We start from the raw sequence: 18,700 nt of genomic DNA on the forward strand, positions 1-18,700 counted from the left end.
CCGGGCCGCCCCGGTCACCGGGCGGCCGGCTCCTCGGTCGCGATCCGCACGTCCAGGCCCGCCACGCCGGTCAGCCCCGACAGCGCCACGATCCGGGCCGGTGCCGAACCCGACCGCAGCGCCCACGTCATCCGGTGCCCCGCGGCCCGCGCCGTCCCCGCCGCCTCCAGCAGCAGCGCGATGCCCGAGCTGCTGAGGTAGTCCAGGTCGGTCAGGTCCAGCTCCACGGGCCCGCCGCCCACCCGGGCCAGCAGGTCCGCCCGCGCCGCCCCCGCGCCCGCCGCGTCCAGGTCGCCGGTCAGCCGCACCACCCGGTGCTCCCCGGAGGACGGCGCGACGGGCAGCTCCACCGCCGGCCGGTCGGGGTCGGCGGGCACCCGGAAGTCCACCGTCGTCCCGGCCGGGCCCCGGTCGAACACCACGTCCGCGCCCAGCTCCCGGATGATCCCGATGCCGCGGCCCCGGTGCCCCTTGTCCGCGGGCTCCGGGCGCCACCGGCCCCGGTCGCGCACCACCACCCGCACGTCGCCGCCCGCGGTGCGGTCCAGCAGGTAGTCGAACCGGCCCGGGCCGTCGGGGTAGGCGTGGTCCACCGCGTTCGCCGCGGCCTCGCCCAGCGCCAGCTGCACGTCGCACAGGTGGTCCGTCGACACGCCCGCCAGCGCGGCCCAGGCGCGGACCTCGCGGCGCATGTCCGCCAGCGCGTCGGGCACCGCGGGCACCTCGCGCCGGTCCAGCGGGTCCGGCACCCGGCGCAGCACCACCAGCGCCACGTCGTCGTCCTGGCCCTCCGCCAGCAGCGCGCCCACCACCTCGTCGGCCAGCTCGTCGGGACCGGCCCCGTGCAGCGCGCCCGCCACCGCGGCCAGCCGCTCCAGGCCGACGTCGACCACGGCCTCGCGCCGCTCGACCAGCCCGTCGGTGTAGAGCACCACGGACGCGCCGACCGGCACCTCCACCTCGTGGTCCCGGTACGGCCCGCGCTCCGGCGCGCCCAGCACCGCGCCCGCCTCGTCGGTCAGGAACCGCGTGCCCGTCTCCGTCACCAGCAGCGCGGGCAGGTGCCCGGCCGCCGACCAGCACAGCAGGCCGGTGTCCCAGTCGAACGTCAGGCACGCGCACGTGCTGCCCAGCGCGCCGGGCGTGCGGTGGGCGAACGCGTCCAGCCGCTCCAGCGCGGCGGCGGGGGAGTGGTGGTCGAGCAGGTAGCCGGCCAGGGCGCTGCGCAGCTGCCCCATCACCGCCGCCGCGGTCGGGCCCTTGCCGACCACGTCGCCCACGGACAGCGCGACCACCGAGCCCCCGACCGGCAGCACCTCGTACCAGTCGCCGCCGATCTGGCCGTGCGTGGCCGCGGGCAGGTACCGGGCCGCCACCGCGACCCGCGGCAGCGACGGCAGCTCGCGCGGCAGCAGGCTGTGCTGGAGGGCCTCGGCGATCTCGCGCTCCCGCCGCAGCAGCCGTTCCCGCTCGGCCTCGGCGCGCCGCCGCTCGGTGACGTCCCGCCCGATCGCCTGCAACCCGGTCGGCGTGCTCTGGATGCTCAGCTCCAGCGGCACCGCGCCGCCGTCCGCGCGGCGCAGCTCCCACACGTCGGTGACCACCCGGCCGGGCTCGCCCACCAGCTCCGCCAGCCGGTCGGCCAGGTCCGCGGCGACCAGGTCGGTCAGCGGCCGGCCCAGCAGGTCCGCCCGCGCGTACCCCAGCAGCTCGCACGCGGCCGGGTTGGCGTCGGCGAACCGCAGGTCGCGGTCCACCGTCCAGATGCCGTCCGTGGCGCGTTCCACCAGCAACCGGTGCCTCTCCTCGCTCGCGCGCAGCGCGCGGTCGGCGTGCGTGCGCTGCAGGGACTCCCAGCAGCGGTTGACCACGACGGTGACCAGCTCGACGTCCGCCTCGGTCCAGTGCCGCACCTCGGCCTGGTGCACGGCCATCGCCGCGACGAACCGGCCGCCGCGCAGCAGCGGCAGGCAGATCACCGCGCGGATGCCGGTGACCCGGTAGGCGTGCAGGTCCGCGGGCGTCAGCCGGGGGTCGTCGAGGCTGTCGGCCACCACCCACGGCACGCCCCCGCGCATCGCCCGCAGCGCGCCCGCGCCGAAGTCCGACATGGCGAACCGGCCCGGCAGCGGCGGCAGGCCGGAGGAGTAGTCGCCGCTCATCAGGAAGTGGTCCTCGTCGGCCTCGGCCTCCGCGTAGGCGCACCGGTTCACGCCCATGTGCTCGCCGAGCAGGCGCGTCGCCGCGGTCATCACCTCCTCGGCGTCGTCGAACCGCTGGAGCTCCCGGTCCAGCTCGCCGAGGAACCGCTCGCGCTCCTCGCGCAGCCTGCTCTCGGTCACGTCGGCCAGCACGCCGCGCACCAGCCCGGCCGACCCGTCCGCGGCGGGCACCGCCCGGCCACGCTCCCGCACCCACAGCACCCGGCCGTCCGCGGCGACCACCCGGTAGGCCAGGGCGAAGTCCGCGCCGCCCGCCCAGCGCTCCCGCGCCACCGCGTCCCGGTCGTCGGGGTGCACCACCGAGTCCCAGTCCGCCAGCCACCGGTCCACCGGGAACCCCAGCAGCTCCTCGGCGTGCCGCGAGACGAACGTCAGCCGCCGGGTGCTCGCGTCGCCCTCCCACACCACGACCGGGAGGTCGCTGAGCAGACCCGCCAGGTCGGTCGGGCCCGGTTCGCCGGATCGGGTCATGCGGTGGCTCCTTCGGGTGGGGGAACCAGGTTAACCTCGTGCGCCGCGTCCCACCGACCGCTGCGCAGGGGAGGCGCCCGCCGGGACGCGCGCGTGGTGTGATCTTCTGTTGTCAGGCGGTGTCGTTGAGCCCACAGCGCACCTCGCACGAGTGAAGCCCGCTCTGGAGAACGGATCCGCATGCCTGCCCAGGACTTCGAAACGTCGACCAGCCGCGTGGCCGAAGGCCCCACCGTGGTCACGGCCCGCGGCGAACTGGACATCGCCACCGTCCACCGGCTGCGCGAGCCCCTGCTCGACGCCATCGGCGACGGCCGGGGTTCCGTGGTCGTGGACCTCACCGACGTGCGCTTCTTCGCCTCGATCGGCATCGAGGTGCTGCTGGTGGCGCACGAGCGGACCCGCACGGGCGGCGGTGAGCTGAGGATCGTCACGCCCCGCCTGGTGCGGCGCACGCTGACCTCGGTCGGGCTCGGCGACGTGCTGGAGCTGCACGACACGCTGGAGGAGGCCCTGGGGTGACCCGGTTCGGGACTTTGGTCCCGTGACGGGCCCCCTCCCGGTCCGCTAGGTTCCGGTCGAGACCTTGGACGAGGGGGACGCCCATGGCCGATTTCGACCCGCCGGGCGCGGGGGACCTGTTCCCGCCGCCGATCTTCGGCGAGGTGACCAAACCGATGGTGCTGGTCGTGCTGTCGGTGCTGATCATCGCGACGTTCTTCCTGGTCACCAGCCGCAACCTGAAGCTGGTGCCGGGCCGGGTGCAGTTCGCCGCCGAGTCGGTCTACGACCTCGGCCGCGACACCATCGCGCGGGAGCAGATCGGGGCGAAGGACTTCCGGCCCTACGTGCCGTTCATCGTGTCGATCTTCTGCTTCGTGCTGGTCAACAACATCTTCGGCCTGGTGCCGCTGGTGCAGTTCCCGACCATGGCGCACATCGGGTTCCCGGCGGCCGTCGCGCTGCTGGTGGTGTTCCCGGTGTACCACTGGGTGGGCATCAGGCGGCACGGGTTCGCCGGGTACCTGCGCAACCAGTTCGTCATCCCGGGCGTGCCCAAGCCGGTGCTGTGGGGGCTGCTGGTGCCGACCGAGGTGATACTCAAGTTCTTCTTCGACCCGGTCAACCTGGCGATCCGGGTCTTCGCCGCCATGTTCGCCGGCCACCTGCTCGTGGTGGTCTTCACCCTCAGCGGCGAGTTCCTGCTGCTGGAGGCGGGGCCCCTGCTCAAGCCGCTGTCGGTGCTCAGCTTCGCCACGGCCATCGGGATCACGGCGTTGGAGGCGTTGATCCAGGTGTTGCAGGCTTACATCTTCGCGACGCTGGCGGCTCATTTCATCGGGCGGGCACTGGCGTCTTCGCACTGATCAGGGCCGGTCGGCGGGGTCCGTGCGGTCGGCTTCCAGGGAGCAACGCGCGGCCTCGTCGTCTTGGCCCAGCTCCCGGTAGGTGGAGGCCAGCTCGCGCAGGGCTGTCGCGAGTTCCCCCCTGGCCCCGAGGCCGCGCAGGACGTGCACTACCCGGAGGTGGCAGTCGACCGCCTCGGCGGGGCGCCCGGCCACCCGGTAGGTCACCGCCAGGTTGGTCATGGTGCGCGCGTAGCCGTGGTGGTCCTGGGCCTCCTGCGCGATGCGCAGGTTCTGCCGGTGGTGCTCGATCGCGTCGTCGAACCGGCCCATCTCCCGGTAGGTGAGCCCCAGGTGGTCGAGGGTGCGTCCCTCCAGCAGCGGCAGGTGCAGCTCGCGGACCAGGGCCATGGCCTCCAGGTGCAACGCGAGGGCTCGGTCGTGGTTGTGCTGTTGGCGGTGGAGGACCGCCATGTTGTGCAGCGTGCTGAAGTGTCCTTGCACGTCACCGGCTGCCCGGAACAGGTCGCGCGCCCAGCGGTGGCAGGCCATCGCCCACCCCGGTCGCCCCGTCTCCCGGTACAGCTCGCCGAGCCGGTTGAGCGCGGTGCCGAAACCGACGCGATCACCCAGCGACCTGAACAGCGGGAGCGCGTCGCGGAGGTGGTTCACCGCGTCCTCGAAAAATCTGTTCCACCGGTGGGCGTATCCGAGGTCCACCAGCAGTTGCGCTTCGGCGGCCACGTCGTCGAGGGACCGCGCGGCCGACAGGGCCGCGTACTGCACGGCGATCCGCTCGGTCCACAGCCTGCGGAAGGCCAGGTACTCGTTCAGGCCGAGGGCCAGGCCCACCAGGTGCCGCGGATGGTTCTCCGCACGGGCGAGGTCGGTGATCGCGACCAGGTTGGCGCGCTCGGTGTCGAGCCACCGGATCACCTCGGCCTCGTGCCGCAGGTACCGCTCTTGGTCGAGCGAGTCGCGCACCAGGCCCAGGTAGTGGTCGAGCAGCCGGGTGATCGCGGCGCCTCGTTCAGGGTCCGCCGCCTTCTCGGCCGCGTAGAGCTTGACCAGGTCGTGCATTCGCCAGCGGTCCGGTTGTTGGGCCGGTTGGACGAGGTGGGCGGCGCGCAGGGCGCGGATTCCGCGCAGGGCGGTGGCGCGGTCCGTGCCGGCGATCGCGGCGACGGTGTCGGTGCCCACGTCGGGGCCCGGGTCCAGGGCCGCGAGGCGCAGCAGTTCGGCCTGACCGGTGGATAGCTGCCTGTAAGACAGGTCGAACGCGGCGCGCACGGCGAGGCTCCCGCCGTGGTCCAGCTCGCGCAGCCGGTTCCGCTCGTCCGCCAGCGCCTCGGCCAGGTCGGGCACCGACCGCTCGGGCTCGGCCACCAGCAGCGCTGCCGCCACCCGCACCGCCAGCGGCAGCCGGCCGCACAGCCGTGCGACCCGTTCGCACGCGGCGAGGTCGTGCGTGCGGGTGTCCTGGGGATCGCCCATGCGCAGCACCTCCGCCAGCATCCGCACGGCGTCGCCCTGGTCCAGCACGTCCAGGTCGAGCAGCCGGGCGTGGTCGAGGCCGGCCAGTCGGTGCCGGCTGGTGATGAGCACCTGGTGCCTGGTGGTGCCGGGGAGCAGGGGGAGGACCTGGTCGGGGTCGGAGACGTTGTCGGCCAGCACGAGCATCCGCTCCCGGTCGGCCAGGATCGAGCGCCACAGCCGCGCCCGGTCCTCCGCCCCCGGCGGGATGTGGCCGCCCGCCACGCCCAGGGCGCCCAGCAGGCTCGCCAGCGCGGTCGACGCCGTCACCCGCAACTGCGGGTCGTCGTAGCCGCGCAGGTCGGTCATCACCACGCCGCCGGGGAACCAGCCCGCTTCGATCGCGCGGCGCGCGGCGAACACGGCCAGCGCGGTCTTGCCCACGCCGGGCAGGCCGCCGATCGACCAGACGAGCACGGCCTCCGGCGCGCCGGGCCGCAGCGCGTCACCCAGTCGGGCCAGTTCCGCCTCCCGGCCGACGAACACCGCGGGTGGCGGCAGGCCGGCCACGGCCACCGGCCGCGCCTCCGGCGGGACCAGCGTCGCGCTGCCGACCTGCACGACGTTGCCGAGGACGTTGCCGACGACCGCGTTGCGCACCGGGTCGTCCGTCACCCCGCAGGTGTACCAGTGGTGGTCAGCGCGGCGCGATGCCGTTGAGCACGGTGGACACCAGGGCCTCCGCGTACCCGTCCGGCACCTCCACCACCGCCCGCGGGCCGCGGTACAGCCGGGGCAGGACCAGTTCGTGGCACGCGCCGATCACGAGCGTGGCCACCGCCCCCACGTCGGTGCCCGCCGCCACCCGGCCGCGGTCGCGTTCGGAGCCCAGGTACCCGGCCAGGGCGGCGTGCAGGCCGCGGCCGTCGGCCAGGGGGTCGGGCAGGGCGTCGAACCTGGCGAAGACCTCCGGCTGCCCGACCAGGCCGGCGAACGCGGGCAGGATCGCGGCGTGCACCTCGATGGCGTGCGCGACGAACGCGCGCAGGTTCTCCTCCAGCGTGCCGTCCGCGGTCGGGGCGCCCAGGCGCCGCCCGGTCGAGCGGACGTGCTCGTGCAGGGCCAGCGCGAGCAGTTCCTCCTTGTCGGCGAAGTGGTTGTAGAGCACGCCCACCGCCACGTCGGCGGTGCGGGCGATGTCGCGGACGGTGAGGCCGGCGGTGCCGCGCTCGGCGATCAGGCGGGTCGCCGTCGCGATGAGGTGGTCGCGCAGGCTCACGTCGCCGTCGCGCAGGGCCGCTGCTCGTCTGGGTGCCATCAGGCCCGTGCCGTGACCAGCAGGGCCTCGCCGCGCAGCCGGACCCCGCCCGGCGTCGCGTGCGGGGCCAGGGCGTCGGCCACGGCCCGTTCGACCCGGTCGCGCCCGGCCTGGTCGGCGTCGCGCAGGGCGTACCGGACCGGGCCCCAGGCCATGAGGAACGCCGTGGCGTCCGCCACGTCCCCGCCCCACACCTGCGGGGCGTCGACGGGGGTGGTGGTGACGTCGCGGAAGCCCGCCCCGCCGAGCACCCGGCGGACCACGTCCGGGTCGGACAGCGACAGCGGGCCGGCCGGGCCCGGCTGCGGGCCGCCGCCGTCGAGCGCGGCCAGCACGTCGGCCAGGTCGCCCAGGCCGCGCAGGGACAGGAAGGCCAGCCGGCCGTCCTCGCGCAGGGCCGCGCGGACGTTGGCGAAGGCCCGGACCGGGTCGGCGAAGAACATGACGCCGAACCGGCTCAGCGCGACGTCGAAACCGGCGGGCGGGAACGGGAAGACCTGCGCGTCGCCCTGCTCGAACTCGACGTTGGGCACGCCTTCCCCGGTCGCCAGGGCCCGGGCGCGGGCGAGCATCGGGGCCGACAGGTCCACCCCGAGCGCCCGGCCGGCTCGGCGGGCGGCGAGCCGGGTGAGCTGGCCGTTCCCGCAGCCGACGTCCAGGACGCGGTCGGTGGGGCCGATGCCGGCGGCGGTGAGCAGGGTGTCGTTGTAGCCGCTGTTCAGCGCGTCGTAGCGGTCGTGGTGGTCGGCCCAGTGGGTGCCCTCGTCACCGTTCCACGCCTCGGCCTGGTGCGTGTTGACCACGTCGGGCACGGTCGCTCCCCTTGTTGTGAACGCTTGTTCATGAACAAGCGTTCACAACAAGGGGGTACCCTGTCAAGCGGCTAGAGCATCCCGGCGGCGCGGAAGAGCCGGTCGTAGATCTCCCGGATGACCTCCTGCTTGCGGGCGTTGTAGGCCATCACGTTCCCGCCGCCGGGGATCGCCGCCCGCTTCGCCTCCTCGTAGCGCGCGCGGTCCTCCGGGTGGGTGCGCAGCCAGTCGCGGAACATGCGGTGCCGGACGACCTCCGGCGAGTCCGGGCCGAACACGTGCAGGTTCACCACGGGGTCCGCGAGCCGCAGCATGCGGTGCTGGTGGAACGAGGGCTCCCGCACCACGAGGGTGTAGCCGAGGCCGGTCAGCGGCGGGACGTAGGCGTCCTCGTCGCGCGGGTCGGCGACGATGAGGTCGATGTCGATGATGTCCTTGGCGGCGAGCCCCTCGACGGAGGTCGACCCGACGTGCTCCACGTCCAGCGCCACGTCGCCGAGCGCGGCCCGGACGTCGGCCGCCAGGGTCCGGTACCGGTGCGGCCACCCGGGGTCGTACGGGGTGAGCACGACCGTCGTGGGCGGTGGCGGGCCGTTGACCCAGGGGTGCTCGTCGGGGTCGGCGTCGTGGTGCCGGGTGATGTCCTCGAAAGTGGGCATTCGCCGCAAGGTAGCAGCGCCCGTCCCGGGCGTGGACGCGTTTTTGCCGGGTCGGACGGGTTATCGTCGCGATCATGACGGTCGTCCGCTCGCTGGTGCTGTTCGCGCTGGCCGCGCTCGCCGAGATCGGCGGCGCGTGGCTGGTCTGGCAGGGGGTGCGCGAGCACCGCGGCCTGCTGTGGGTCGGCGCGGGCGCGGTGGCGCTGGGCCTCTACGGGTTCGTGGCCACGCTCCAGCCCGACGCGAACTTCGGCCGGGTCCTCGCCGCCTACGGCGGGGTGTTCGTGGCCGGGTCGCTGGCGTGGGGCGTGCTCGTCGACGGCTTCCGCCCCGACCGGTGGGACTGCGCGGGCGCGGTGATCTGCCTCGCGGGCATGGCCGTGATCATGTACGCGCCGCGCTGAGGCCCGGCCCGACCCGTTCGGCGAACCCCGGCGACGCCTGCCACGTCGTCGGCCGCCACACCACGGCCGTCATGGGGGCGGCCGCGAGCACGGTCAGGCCCGTCAGCGCGAGGTTGAGCAGCGCCAGGACCCGGAAGTCCACGGAGCCCTCCGCGCCCAGGACGACGACCAGCACCAAGGGGTCGCCCAGCCGGCTCGCCGGCCCCAGCCGACCCGGCGCCGCGACCAGTGGTGTCGGTCCGGGGTGCCGACGAGGTCCGCGTTCACCCGGGAGCGCCACAGCCACGCGATGAACGCCACGACCGCCACCACCCGCAGGGCGTCAGGTGCCACAGGTCCGCCGCGAGGCCCGCCCACACCGACACGACGGCCACCACGGCCGCGACCCGCACACCGACCACCGAAAAACCCCTGTTCGGGCGGACCGGGGGGAGCTTGCGTGCCGACGTGGGCCGGCAGGCGGCTTGTGGATCGCTTACCGGTGGCCTGTCACGGGCTGCCCGTCATGGTCGGCCCGTCGCGGTCGGCCGGTCACGGGTTGCCGCGCGGCCGCAGCCGGCCCATCGGCATCGGGGGAGCGGGCAGGCGGTCGCCGGCGTAGCCCTCGACCCGGCCGAACCGCTCGGCCCCCTCCTGCCACTGCTCGCGGAACCGCACCACCTCGTCGTGGCTGCGCCCGACGAAGTTCCACCACATCACCAACCGCTCGCCGAACGGCTCGCCGCCGAGCAGCACCGCGCGGGCCGGCGCGCCACCGGGGTTGTGCAGGGTCAGCCGGTCGTGGCCGACGCCCACGTAGCCGAGCGCGCCGGCGGTCAGCGCGGTGCCCTCCAGCACCAGGTCGCCCTGGTCGAGCAGCACGCCGTGCTCGAAGGCCGGGTCGGTGCCCAGCACGAGCCGGGCACCGGGGTCCAGCACCAGCTCGGCGCCCAGCAGGGGCGTGAAGGTGCGCACCGGGGACGTGCGGCCGGCCAGCGTGCCCAGGAACACGCGCGCGGTCGCGCCGGCCAGCGCGACCGGCTCGGGGACGTGGTGCTGGAAGTCGCGGGGCGCGTCGCGGTCGGCGTCGGGCAGCGCGATCCACAGCTGCACGCCGTGCAGCACGGTGGTGGCGGGGGTGGACACCTCCGAGTGGCAGATGCCGTGCCCGGCGGTCATCAGGTTCAGCTCGCCCGGCCGCACCACCGCGTGCACGCCCAGGCTGTCCCGGTGCTCGATCTCGCCGCTGAACAGCCAGCTCGCGGTCTGCAGGCCGGTGTGCGGGTGCGGCGCGACGTCCATGCCGCCGCTGTGCGAGACGTCGTCGGGGCCGTAGTGGTCGGCGAAGCACCAGGCGCCGATCAGCGACCGCGACTTCTGCGGCAGCGTGCGGCGCACGGTCATCGCCCGCGGGCCGCCCAGCGGCACGGTCCGGGCCCCGAGGACCTCGACCGCGGCACCGGGGGCGCTCCCGCAGACCAGCGCGGCGGGGTCGGTCTCGACGTTGCTCACGGGGCCATGGTAGGCGAGCCGGGTGCATCGCCCGATCGGCGGAACCGGGTGGTGAGCCCCGTCACCGCGCCCGGCGCCCGGTCGACCGCCGCGGCGGAACCGGGCCCGCTCGCGCCCCCCGCAACCGTCCAGAACGGACTCCGGTTCCACCCGTGGGGAGCCGTTCCCGTTCGCCACGAAAGTTTTTCGCCGTCTTATGTCGCTTTAGGACGGTGTGAACCGGGTTAGGTTCGACCTCGTGACCTCACCTGACCCGGCCTGGTTGCCCGCCTCCGCCTTCCGCCCCCTCGGCTCCCGGCGCGTCCGGGTCGTGGGGGACGGCCCGCTCGTGACCACGGTGCGCGACGAGGTGGCCGCCGCGGTGGCCGGGCACGGCGGTGCCCTGGTCGAGGACGGCCCGGTGGACCTGGAGCTGGTGTGCGCGGGCGGGGACGGCTCCGAGGCGTTCACCGTCGAGCGCGCCGGCACCACGGCGGTCCGGGCCACCGGCGGCGCGGGCCTGCTCTACGGCTTCCACCACGTGGTGCGGCTGGGCGAGGCCGCGTTCGGCGCCGACTTCCCGGTCGAGCACCACGCGCCCCGGCGGCCGGTCCGGATGCTCGACCACTGGGACAACACCGAGGTCCACCCGGTGATGGGCCAGGTCGAGCGGGGCTACGCGGGCGACTCGATCTTCTACGCCGACGGCCGCGTGCGCGACGACCTGTCCCGGGTCGCGGCCTACGCCCGGCTGCTCGGCTCGATCGGCGTCAACCGGGTCGGCCTGAACAACGTCAACGTGCACCGCGCCGAGGCCCGCCTGCTCACCGACCTGCTGCCGGACGTGGTGCGGCTGGCCGAGGTGTTCCGGCCCCACGGCATCCGGGTCCACCTGTCGGTGAGCTTCGCCGCCCCCGTCACCCTCGGCGGCCTGCCCACGGCCGACCCGCTCGACCCCGGGGTCCGGCGGTGGTGGGACCGCGCCACCGCCGACGTCTACGCCGCCATCCCCGACTTCGGCGGGTACGTGGTCAAGGCCGACTCCGAGGGGCAGCCCGGCCCCTTCGCCTACGGCCGCACCCACGCCGACGGCGCGAACCTGCTCGCCCGCGCCCTCGCGCCGTTCGGCGGCACGGTCTTCTGGCGCGCCTTCGTCTACGACCACCACCAGGACTGGCGGGACCGCACCACCGACCGCGCCCGCGCCGCGCACGACCACTTCGCCCCGCTTGACGGCGCGTTCGACCCGAACGTCGTGCTCCAGGTCAAGTACGGCCCGATGGACTTCCAGGCGCGCGAACCGGTGTCCCCGGTGATCGCCGCGATGCCGCGCACCCGGCTGGCCGTCGAGCTGCAGGTCACCCAGGAGTACACCGGGCAGCAGAAGCACGTCTGCCACCTGGTCCCGCAGTGGCGCGAGATCCTGCGCTTCCCCCTGGCCGGGGACGCCGTCGGCGACCTGGTGGACGGCGTCGTCGCCGTGTCGAACGTCGGTCGGGACCGGTTCTGGACCGGCCACCCGCTGGCCCAGGCCAACCTGTTCGGCTTCGGCCGGCTGGCCTGGGACGACCGACTGGCGCCGGAGGCGGTGCTGGACGAGTGGATCGGCCTGACGTTCGACGACCCGGCCGTGCGCGAGCCGCTGCACGAGCTGATGGACGGCTCGTGGCACACCTACGAGCGCTACACGGCGCCCCTGGGCGTGGGTTTCATGGTCAACCCGGCCGGCCACTACGGCCCCGCCGTGGACGGCTACGAGTACTCGCGCTGGGGCACCTACCACTTCGCCGACCGCGACGGCGTCGGCGTGGACCGCACCCGCGCCACCGGCACCGGGTTCACCGGCCAGTACCCGGCGCCGTGGCGGGACGTCTACGAGTCGCTGGAGACCTGCCCGGACGAGCTGCTGCTGTTCTTCCACCACGTCCCGTACGACCACGTGCTGCGCTCGGGCACGACGGTGGTCCAGCACATCTACGACACCCACTTCGCCGGGGTCGAGGAGGTGGCGCGGATGGTCGAGGTCTGGGCGGAGCTGGAGGGGCGCGTGCCGGACGCGGTGCACGCCCGGGTGGAGGAGCTGCTGGCCGAGCAGCTGCGGTGCGCCACCGAGTGGCGCGACCAGGTGAACACGTACTTCTTCCGCAAGTCGGGCGTGCCGGACGCGCGGGGGCGCCGCATCCACTGACGGGTGTGGCACGATGGGGGCGTGATCGAGACCCGAAAGGCCGATGCCGCGTAGGCGTCCGGGCGCCGTCCGCGCCGACCTCCGCACCCGCCGGCCACCACCCGACCGCCCCGACCGGGACCCCCCGATCCGGGGGCTCGGCCCCGACGCGCAGCGCGCCGTCGACCTGCTGGGCCTGGGCACCGGCCGGGCGTTCGAGGGCTACCGGCGCTTCCTGCGCCGACCGGGCCGGTGGCTCCACGTCCCCTTCCACGACTGCCCGTGCTGCGACCCGGTCCACGCGCGCGACGAGCTGGAACTCGCGCTGATCCGGCTGCCGCCACGCGCCCGCGCCGAACTCCGGCGGCTCGTCGAACCCCTGGACGCGGAGTTCCGCCGGCGAACCCTGCCGGACCCGCTCGCCGTGGGCGGCGACTTCTGGCTGTCCCGGGCCTGGTGGCACCGGCGGCTGCGCGAGCGGGACTGAGGCGGAGTCCGCCGAACTGCGGTTCCGCCCGCGCGCCGGGGGCTTTCGCCTCTGTCGGGCGGGATCGGCGTCCGGCGATCATGCCGCGATGAGCGACGAGAAGTACCCGGTGGTCGAGCTGTGGCCGTGGGAGGCGCGGGCCGGGGTGGCGCGCCGGACGGTGTGGGTGCCGGTCGGCGGCAGGCCGCGTCCCGTCCCGATCCGCGTCAAGCCCGGCGTGCGCGACGGCACCCTGCTGCGGTTGCCCGGCGACGTGCACCTGCGGGTGCGGGTGACGGTGAAGCCGATCGTCTACCGCGTGCTGGCCGGCGTGGTCCTGGTCGCGGGCCTGGTGTTCGGCGTGCTGCCGTCGACGCTCCTGCTCGGCGCGGTGTGGGCGCTGCTGGAGTTCTGCCGGTCCCGCAGGCCGCGCACCACCGGGTTCCGCCGTCAGCTGTGCGTGTTCGGGGTGCTCTACCTGGTGCCGATCGGCGTCGCGGCCGCGTGCCAGGCGGTGCTCGGGGTGGCGGTCGCCGCGCGGCGCGACGCGCTGGACGTGGACGCCCTGCGCTCCCTGGAGCGGACGCTCGCCGGGGCCTCGGGGTTCTTCTCCGCCAACCTCAAGCTCGACGAGCTCAAGGTGCTCGGGCTGCTCGTCCTGGTGTACGTCCTGACCGCGGTCATCGCGAACGCACGCGCCTCGAAGGTCCTGCACGGCGCCACCGACCTCTACACCAGGTTCAGCGGTCCGGTGGCGGCCGGGCTGGCGGTGCTCGCGGCGTTCACCTTCTTCGGCACCCACCTGGGCACCCAGGCCCGGGTGGTCGCCCAGCACGTGAAGACCACCGAGGTCGACTACCGGACGGCCGCCCTGGACCTGGAGGAGGAGCTGGCGAGCCGGATCGCGTCGGACCTCGCCGCGAAGGTGCTCGCCGAGATGCCCGCCGAGTACCGCGACCTGTTCCCGACCCCCGTGTTCGTCGGCGCCTCGGGACAGCTCTCCGGGCAGGACGCGGAGCCCCGGCGGGCCATGCCGGGGACGACGACCCCGCGGGACGTCGTGGACGTCCGGGAGGCGCTCGACCGCGTGGAACCGACGACGTCCACCCCCGCCGAGAAGAAGATCTTCCTCCAGGTGGAGAAGCTGCTCACCGAGAAGCTGCTGGAGGTGGCGAAGAAGGCCACCGACCAGGTGCCGCTGCTGGACCCGTTCGTGCAGGCGTTCGTGGAGGCCGTCGACAAGCACCTCCAGGACGGCGTGCTCAGCGCCGCCTACGACCGGGTGATGGACGCGGTGTGGCGCAACCCCGGCGACCTCGACGCGGTCGTGCGCGAGGCGACCGGCCTGGTGTCGGGCACGGACGTCTCGGCACCGGTCGCCGCGGTCGCGGACCGGACCACGCGGTGGACGCGGATCGGGCGCCTGCTCGCCGACCTGGGCGACGACGGCAGGTGGTCGGACGCCCAGGCCACCCTCCAGGACATGGACCTCTCCGAAGCCGAGCTGCGGGCCGTCGAGCACGCCATGGCCCCGCCCGACCACAGCGGTCCGCCGACGCTGGTGCAGCAGCGGACCGCGGAGGTCATCAGCCACGGCACCTCGCCCCACCGGACCGACGCGCTCATCACGAAGGCCAAGAAGATCTGCGGGTGCCCCTGACCGGGGCTACTGCCGCACCACCAGCACGTCCGCCGGCTCCAGCACCAGCTCCTCGCCGGCCACCAGCTCCCGCCCCGACAGCACGTCCACCCCCGACACCGGGCACGCCACGGCCCGCCGCTCACCGTGGTTGAGCACGTACAGCCACCGCGTCCCGTCGGCGCCCGCGCGCGTCACCGCCTCCACGTCCGGCACGTCCGCCAGCGGCCCGGTCACCCCGCGCTCGGCCAGCGCCGCACCGACCACGGCGGCCACCCCGGCGTCGTCCAGCAGGGTCGCCGCGTACCAGGCGCCGCCGCGCCCGCGGGCGGCCCGGGTGACGGCCGGCGTCCCGGCGTAGAAGTCGGCCTCGTACGCGCCGACCACCTCGGCGTCGGTGACCCGGACCACCTCGAACACGTGCCGCGCCTCGTACGCGGCGCCGAACAGCGACACCGGGTTGACCACGTCCGGCTGTTGCGCGTCGGTCTCCTCCACCCACAGGCCCAGCAGGGGGGCGAGCGGCCCGTCGTCGGGGAAGGCGTTGTCGTCCTCGTCCACCCGGCCCGACAGGGCGGTGGTCACGAACGTCCCGCCGCCCGCCACGAACGCCGACACCCGCGCGGCGAAGTCGCCCTTCACCACGTGCAGCAGCGGCGCCACGACCACGTCGTAGCCGGACAGGTCCGCCGTCACCGGCACCACGTCCAGCGGCGCGTTCGCCTGCCACAGCGCCCGGTGGTAGGAGGTCAGCACGTCCAGGTACCGCACGTTCCGGTTCGGACCGTCGGACATCTCGACCGCCCACCAGCTGTCCCAGTCGACCAGCAGCGCCACCCGCGCCGGCGTCCGCGCCCCGGTCAGCGCCCCGCCCACCCGCGCGAACTCCCGCCCCAGCGCGGCCACCTCGCGGAAGACCCGCGTGTCCGTGCGCCCGGCGTGGTCGAGCACCGCGCCGTGGTACTTCTCGCACGCGCCGCGCGACTGGCGGAGCTGGAAGTACAGCACCGCGTCGGCGCCGTGGGCGACCGACTGCCACGACCACAGCCGCAGCACGCCGGGGCGCTTGACCGGGTTGACGTCCCGCGACGCGGTGACCGACGGGGTCTGCTCCATCACCCAGAACGGGTCGCCGCCGCGCAGCCCGCGCACCAGGCCGTGCGCCAGGGCCATCCGGGCGGCCGTGCGCGCCGCCGACGGGTCCTCGGGCGGGTAGTTGTCCCAGGAGGCGAGGTCCAGGTGCGGTGCCCAGCGGTGGTAGTCGACCGGCTGGTACAGGCCCATGAAGTTGGTGGTCACCGGCGTGCGCGGGACGTGCGCGCGGATCGCGGCCTTCTCCGCGACGAACCCGTCGAGCAGCGCGTCGGACATGAACCGCCGGTAGTCCAGGGTGATGCCCTGGAACGCGGTGTGGTTCGGGCCGCGCCAGTGCTCGGACAGCGCGGTGGGCGGCTGGACCTCCTCCCAGTCGCCGAAGACGTGCGACCAGAACGTCGTGTTCCACGCCCGGTTGAGCCCGTCGAGGTCGCCGTGGCGCTTGCGGAGCCAGGACCGGAACGCCGCGCCGCACAGCGGGCAGTAGCACGCGCCACCGTACTCGTTGCCGACGTGCCAGGCGACCACGGCGGGGTTGGCCCCGTAGCGCTCGGCCAGCCGCCCGGCCAGCGCCACCGCCAGCCGGCGGAAGTCCGGTGACGACGGGCAGGCGTTGTGCCGCTGCCCGTAGACGTGCCTGCGGCCCTCGAAGTCGACCCGGCAGGCGTCCGGGTACGCCCGCGCCAGCCACGGCGGCATCGCGCCGCTGGGCGTGGCCAGCACGATCCGCCTGCCCTCGGCGGTGGCCCGGTCCACGATCGCGTCCAGCGTGGCGAAGTCGTACCGGTCCTCGGCGGGCTGGAGGTGCGCCCACGCGAACACCCCGAGGGTCACCGTGTTGATCCCGGCCTGCTCGAACGCGGCGTAGTCGCGGTCCCACACGTCGCGGTCCCACTGCTCGGGGTTGTAGTCGCCGCCGTAGCCGATCACGCGGTGAACCTTTCCGTGGCGTCGCGCAGCACCGGTTCGGCGTTGCGCAGCAGGACGAGGGTGAAGGGGGACGCGAGCAGCACCAGCACCCAGTCGGAGGTGAGCGCGACCAGCCCGCCGGCGGCCACCACCAGCGACAGCGCGCCGAACGCGCTCGCCGGGCGGGCACCGAGGTAGTAGGACGCCAGCCGCGCGGTGTCCCGGGCCCGCAGCGACAGCGCGGAGGACAGCACCAGGGCGTTGGACGCCCACACCAGCACGCCCACCGCGACCAGCAGGAGCAGCACCCCGTACGCCGCGGGCACGCCCGCCAGCCCGAGGTTGCCCAGGGTGAAGCCGACGACGGTGAGCAGCAGCACCGCCGGCGCCCACCAGCGCAGCACGTCCAGCCAGTTGAGCCGGTAGCCGCGCAGGAAGTGGCGGGCCGGTGCCAGGTCCCGGTCGGTCAGGAACACCCGCCAGGCGAACACCGCCGCCGACAGCGCCGGGCCCACCGGCAGGAAGCACAGGCCGATCAGCGGCGCGTTGCCCGCGCCGCCGGCCAGGAACAGCACCAGCACGAGCGCCGGTGCGGTGGTGAGCACCAGCAGCACCTCGACGACGAGGAACCAGTACACCACCGCCGCGGCCCGCGACAGGACCCCGGCGCCGATCTCGTCCGCCGGGTCCCGGCCGCTCACGCGGTCCCCGGGACCGGCCGCCCCGCCACCAGGCGGTCGTCGGAGCCGCCGAGCAGCCGCCGGTCGTCCAGGCCGGGGTGCTCCTCGGGCCGCACCGGCAGCACCTCGACGAACGTCACCTCGTGCCGGCTCAGCGCCAGGTCCAGCTCCACCCGCCCGCCGGCCACGGCGTGCGCCCGGTGCTCCACGGCCGGCCGGGCGCAGTCCCGCAGCACCTCCAGCTCCCGCCTGCCGGGCGACCGGGGCCGGCCCAGCTCCCGCCACGCGGCGAACGCGTTGCCGTCGTGCTCGTTGACCCGCTCGCGCCGGGTGAACGCGCGCTCGCCGGGCACCGGTACCGACAGGCGCACGGCGTGCCGCTCGGGCGCCCCCGGCTCGTCGGTACCGCCCACGGGCTGCCACGCCAGCACGGTCACCCGGCCGTCGTCGTCGCGGCACACCAGGTGGTCCTCGCCGCGGGCCAGCACGTGCGCGCCCATCCGCGCCATGAACGCGTACAGGTGGTAGGTCGGCTTGGGCAGCTGCCGGTGGGTGAGCAGGCCGAACCCGCCGTGGAACAGCGAGGTGGGCACGTTCTCCTCCTCGAAGACGTCGCAGAACGTCCAGTAGGAGTAGGAGTCCACCAGGTCGGTGCCGCCGGTCAGCACCGGCGCCAGGTAGGCGGCGTTGTAGGCGGTGTCGTGGATCGGGTTGTCCGGCCGGTAGGAGGTGTTGAACTCGGTGATGTGCACCGGCAGCCCGGCCAGCGCCGTGCCCGCCAGGTGCCTGCGCGGCGCCTCGAACTGCTCCAGCAGCGACCGCGGCGGCTGGAGGGTCTGGTAGGTGCCGAACGGGACGTGCTGGGCGGGGCCCGAGGTGTAGGCGTGCCGGGACACGAAGTCGACCGGCACGTCGCGCGCGGTGACGAACTCCGCGAACGGCGCCCACCACTCGTCCGAGCCGGGCGAGATGGCGGGGCCGCCGACCCGGAGCCCGGCGTCGACGTCCTTGATCACGCGCGCGGTGGTCTCGTAGAGCCGGAAGTAGGCATCCTGGTCGGCGTCCTTCCAGAAGTTCACCAGGTTCGGCTCGTTCCACACCTCGATCGGCCAGGTGCGCACCTCGTCGAGGCCGTACCGGTCGACCAGGTGCGCCACCACCGCCCGCACCAGCGCCGCCCACTCGCCGTGGTCGCGGGGCGGGGTGATGTTGCCCTTCCACCAGAACACGGTGTCCTCGCCGGAGGCCAGGGCGGTGGGCATGAAGCCCAGCTCGACGAAGGGCCTGACGCCCAGCTCCAGGAACCGGTCGAACACCTGGTCCAGGTAGGTGAACGAGTACCGGGTCTCGCCCTGCGACACCCGCAGCACGCCCATGTCGTCCGAGAGCAGGCCGTGGCCCCTGATGTAGCGGAACCCGACGTCCCGCTGCACCAGGGCCAGCGACTCCTGGTAGTCCGCGCGCAGCGCGAGGTTGAGCCTGCCGGTGCCCACGCAGTGGCGCCAGGAGTCCGACAGGCGGCCGAGTGGTTCGGCGGGCACGACGACGTGGCTCAACTCTTCTCCTCCA

General features: G+C 74.5%; 16 protein-coding genes. 6 read left to right on the forward strand and 10 right to left on the reverse strand.

Translation table 11 applies throughout. The features are described from left to right. Positions 1–14: 14 nt before the first annotated feature. The gene (locus EKG83_RS12995) at positions 15–2,693 is read right to left on the reverse strand and encodes a SpoIIE family protein phosphatase (protein WP_051765590.1); all 2,679 of its coding nucleotides are present in this window, start codon (positions 2,691–2,693) and stop codon (positions 15–17) included. Positions 2,694–2,873: 180 nt separating this feature from the next. On the opposite strand from EKG83_RS12995, the gene EKG83_RS13000 reads away from it, so the two are divergent. Continuing rightward, the gene (locus tag EKG83_RS13000) at positions 2,874–3,215 is read left to right on the forward strand and encodes an STAS domain-containing protein (protein WP_063741322.1); all 342 of its coding nucleotides are present in this window, start codon (positions 2,874–2,876) and stop codon (positions 3,213–3,215) included. An 83-nt stretch (positions 3,216–3,298) separates the two neighbouring features. After that, positions 3,299–4,060, forward strand: a complete 762-nt coding sequence (gene atpB, locus EKG83_RS13005; RefSeq protein WP_033430774.1) for a F0F1 ATP synthase subunit A — start codon at positions 3,299–3,301, stop codon at positions 4,058–4,060. On the opposite strand, the gene EKG83_RS13010 is transcribed toward atpB, so the two are convergent. From EKG83_RS13010 to EKG83_RS13025, 4 genes are all read right to left on the reverse strand, one after another. Then, on the reverse strand, positions 4,061–6,187 hold the full coding sequence (locus tag EKG83_RS13010) for an ATP-binding protein (protein WP_051765594.1): 2,127 nt from the start codon (positions 6,185–6,187) through the stop codon (positions 4,061–4,063). Between the two features lie 22 nt (positions 6,188–6,209). Beyond that, positions 6,210–6,830: a TetR/AcrR family transcriptional regulator gene (locus EKG83_RS13015; protein ID WP_033430775.1), complete on the reverse strand. Its 621-nt coding sequence runs from the start codon at positions 6,828–6,830 to the stop codon at positions 6,210–6,212. Beyond that, positions 6,830–7,642, reverse strand: coding sequence for a class I SAM-dependent methyltransferase (locus EKG83_RS13020; RefSeq protein ID WP_033430776.1), 813 nt, complete (start codon positions 7,640–7,642; stop codon positions 6,830–6,832). The genes EKG83_RS13015 and EKG83_RS13020 overlap by 1 nt, the downstream gene beginning before the upstream one ends. A 71-nt stretch (positions 7,643–7,713) precedes the next feature. Beyond that, complete coding sequence (locus EKG83_RS13025) at positions 7,714–8,301, reverse strand: GrpB family protein (RefSeq protein ID WP_033430777.1); 588 nt, start codon at positions 8,299–8,301, stop codon at positions 7,714–7,716. Between the two features lie 74 nt (positions 8,302–8,375). On the opposite strand from EKG83_RS13025, the gene EKG83_RS13030 reads away from it, so the two are divergent. Next, entirely contained in the window at positions 8,376–8,705 is a 330-nt protein-coding gene (locus EKG83_RS13030) for a YnfA family protein (protein WP_033430778.1), read from the forward strand. On the opposite strand, the gene EKG83_RS13035 is transcribed toward EKG83_RS13030, so the two are convergent. Further along, positions 8,686–8,991, reverse strand: coding sequence for a hypothetical protein (locus EKG83_RS13035; protein ID WP_153278043.1), 306 nt, complete (start codon positions 8,989–8,991; stop codon positions 8,686–8,688). The genes EKG83_RS13030 and EKG83_RS13035 overlap by 20 nt on opposite strands. Positions 8,992–9,236: 245 nt before the next feature. Further along, a complete protein-coding gene (locus EKG83_RS13040; RefSeq protein WP_033430780.1) occupies positions 9,237–10,196 on the reverse strand; it encodes a pirin family protein in 960 nt (319 codons plus the stop codon). Positions 10,197–10,434: 238 nt separating this feature from the next. Here EKG83_RS13040 and EKG83_RS13045 point away from each other — a divergent pair, with 238 nt between their 5' ends. The 3 genes from EKG83_RS13045 to EKG83_RS13055 all read left to right on the forward strand — a co-directional run bounded on the left by EKG83_RS13045 (position 10,435) and on the right by EKG83_RS13055 (position 14,468). Beyond that, positions 10,435–12,363, forward strand: coding sequence for an alpha-glucuronidase (locus EKG83_RS13045; RefSeq protein ID WP_033430875.1), 1,929 nt, complete (start codon positions 10,435–10,437; stop codon positions 12,361–12,363). A 43-nt stretch (positions 12,364–12,406) separates the two neighbouring features. Further along, entirely contained in the window at positions 12,407–12,829 is a 423-nt protein-coding gene (locus EKG83_RS13050; protein ID WP_033430781.1) for a hypothetical protein, read from the forward strand. Positions 12,830–12,917: 88 nt separating this feature from the next. Further along, positions 12,918–14,468: a hypothetical protein gene (locus EKG83_RS13055; protein WP_033430782.1), complete on the forward strand. Its 1,551-nt coding sequence runs from the start codon at positions 12,918–12,920 to the stop codon at positions 14,466–14,468. 6 nt (positions 14,469–14,474) lie between these two features. Here EKG83_RS13055 and EKG83_RS13060 read toward each other — a convergent pair whose 3' ends face one another. The 3 genes from EKG83_RS13060 to EKG83_RS13070 are packed head-to-tail and all read right to left on the reverse strand — an operon-like array spanning position 14,475 to position 18,687. Next, on the reverse strand, positions 14,475–16,472 hold the full coding sequence (locus EKG83_RS13060) for a beta-galactosidase (protein ID WP_033430783.1): 1,998 nt from the start codon (positions 16,470–16,472) through the stop codon (positions 14,475–14,477). Further along, positions 16,469–17,152: a DUF624 domain-containing protein gene (locus tag EKG83_RS13065; RefSeq protein WP_033430784.1), complete on the reverse strand. Its 684-nt coding sequence runs from the start codon at positions 17,150–17,152 to the stop codon at positions 16,469–16,471. The genes EKG83_RS13060 and EKG83_RS13065 overlap by 4 nt, the downstream gene beginning before the upstream one ends. Beyond that, a complete protein-coding gene (locus tag EKG83_RS13070) occupies positions 17,149–18,687 on the reverse strand; it encodes a GH39 family glycosyl hydrolase (protein ID WP_033430876.1) in 1,539 nt (512 codons plus the stop codon). Before EKG83_RS13070 ends, EKG83_RS13065 begins: the two co-directional genes overlap by 4 nt. Positions 18,688–18,700: the final 13 nt, after the last annotated feature.

It is taken from the genome of Saccharothrix syringae (genome assembly GCF_009498035.1).
Classification (GTDB): domain Bacteria; phylum Actinomycetota; class Actinomycetes; order Mycobacteriales; family Pseudonocardiaceae; genus Actinosynnema; species Actinosynnema syringae.

What these genes read in the sequence shown, in the direction of transcription:
- EKG83_RS13030 (WP_033430778.1), top strand. Translation starts at nt 8,376, where the DNA reads ATGACGGTCGTCCGCTCGCTGGTGCTGTTCGCGCTGGCCGCGCTCGCC.
- EKG83_RS13015 (WP_033430775.1), bottom strand. Translation starts at nt 6,830, where the DNA reads ATGGCACCCAGACGAGCAGCGGCCCTGCGCGACGGCGACGTGAGCCTG.
- EKG83_RS13000 (WP_063741322.1), top strand. Translation starts at nt 2,874, where the DNA reads ATGCCTGCCCAGGACTTCGAAACGTCGACCAGCCGCGTGGCCGAAGGC.
- EKG83_RS13055 (WP_033430782.1), top strand. Translation starts at nt 12,918, where the DNA reads ATGAGCGACGAGAAGTACCCGGTGGTCGAGCTGTGGCCGTGGGAGGCG.
- EKG83_RS13050 (WP_033430781.1), top strand. Translation starts at nt 12,407, where the DNA reads ATGCCGCGTAGGCGTCCGGGCGCCGTCCGCGCCGACCTCCGCACCCGC.
- atpB (WP_033430774.1), top strand. Translation starts at nt 3,299, where the DNA reads ATGGCCGATTTCGACCCGCCGGGCGCGGGGGACCTGTTCCCGCCGCCG.
- EKG83_RS13025 (WP_033430777.1), bottom strand. Translation starts at nt 8,301, where the DNA reads ATGCCCACTTTCGAGGACATCACCCGGCACCACGACGCCGACCCCGAC.
- EKG83_RS12995 (WP_051765590.1), bottom strand. Translation starts at nt 2,693, where the DNA reads ATGACCCGATCCGGCGAACCGGGCCCGACCGACCTGGCGGGTCTGCTC.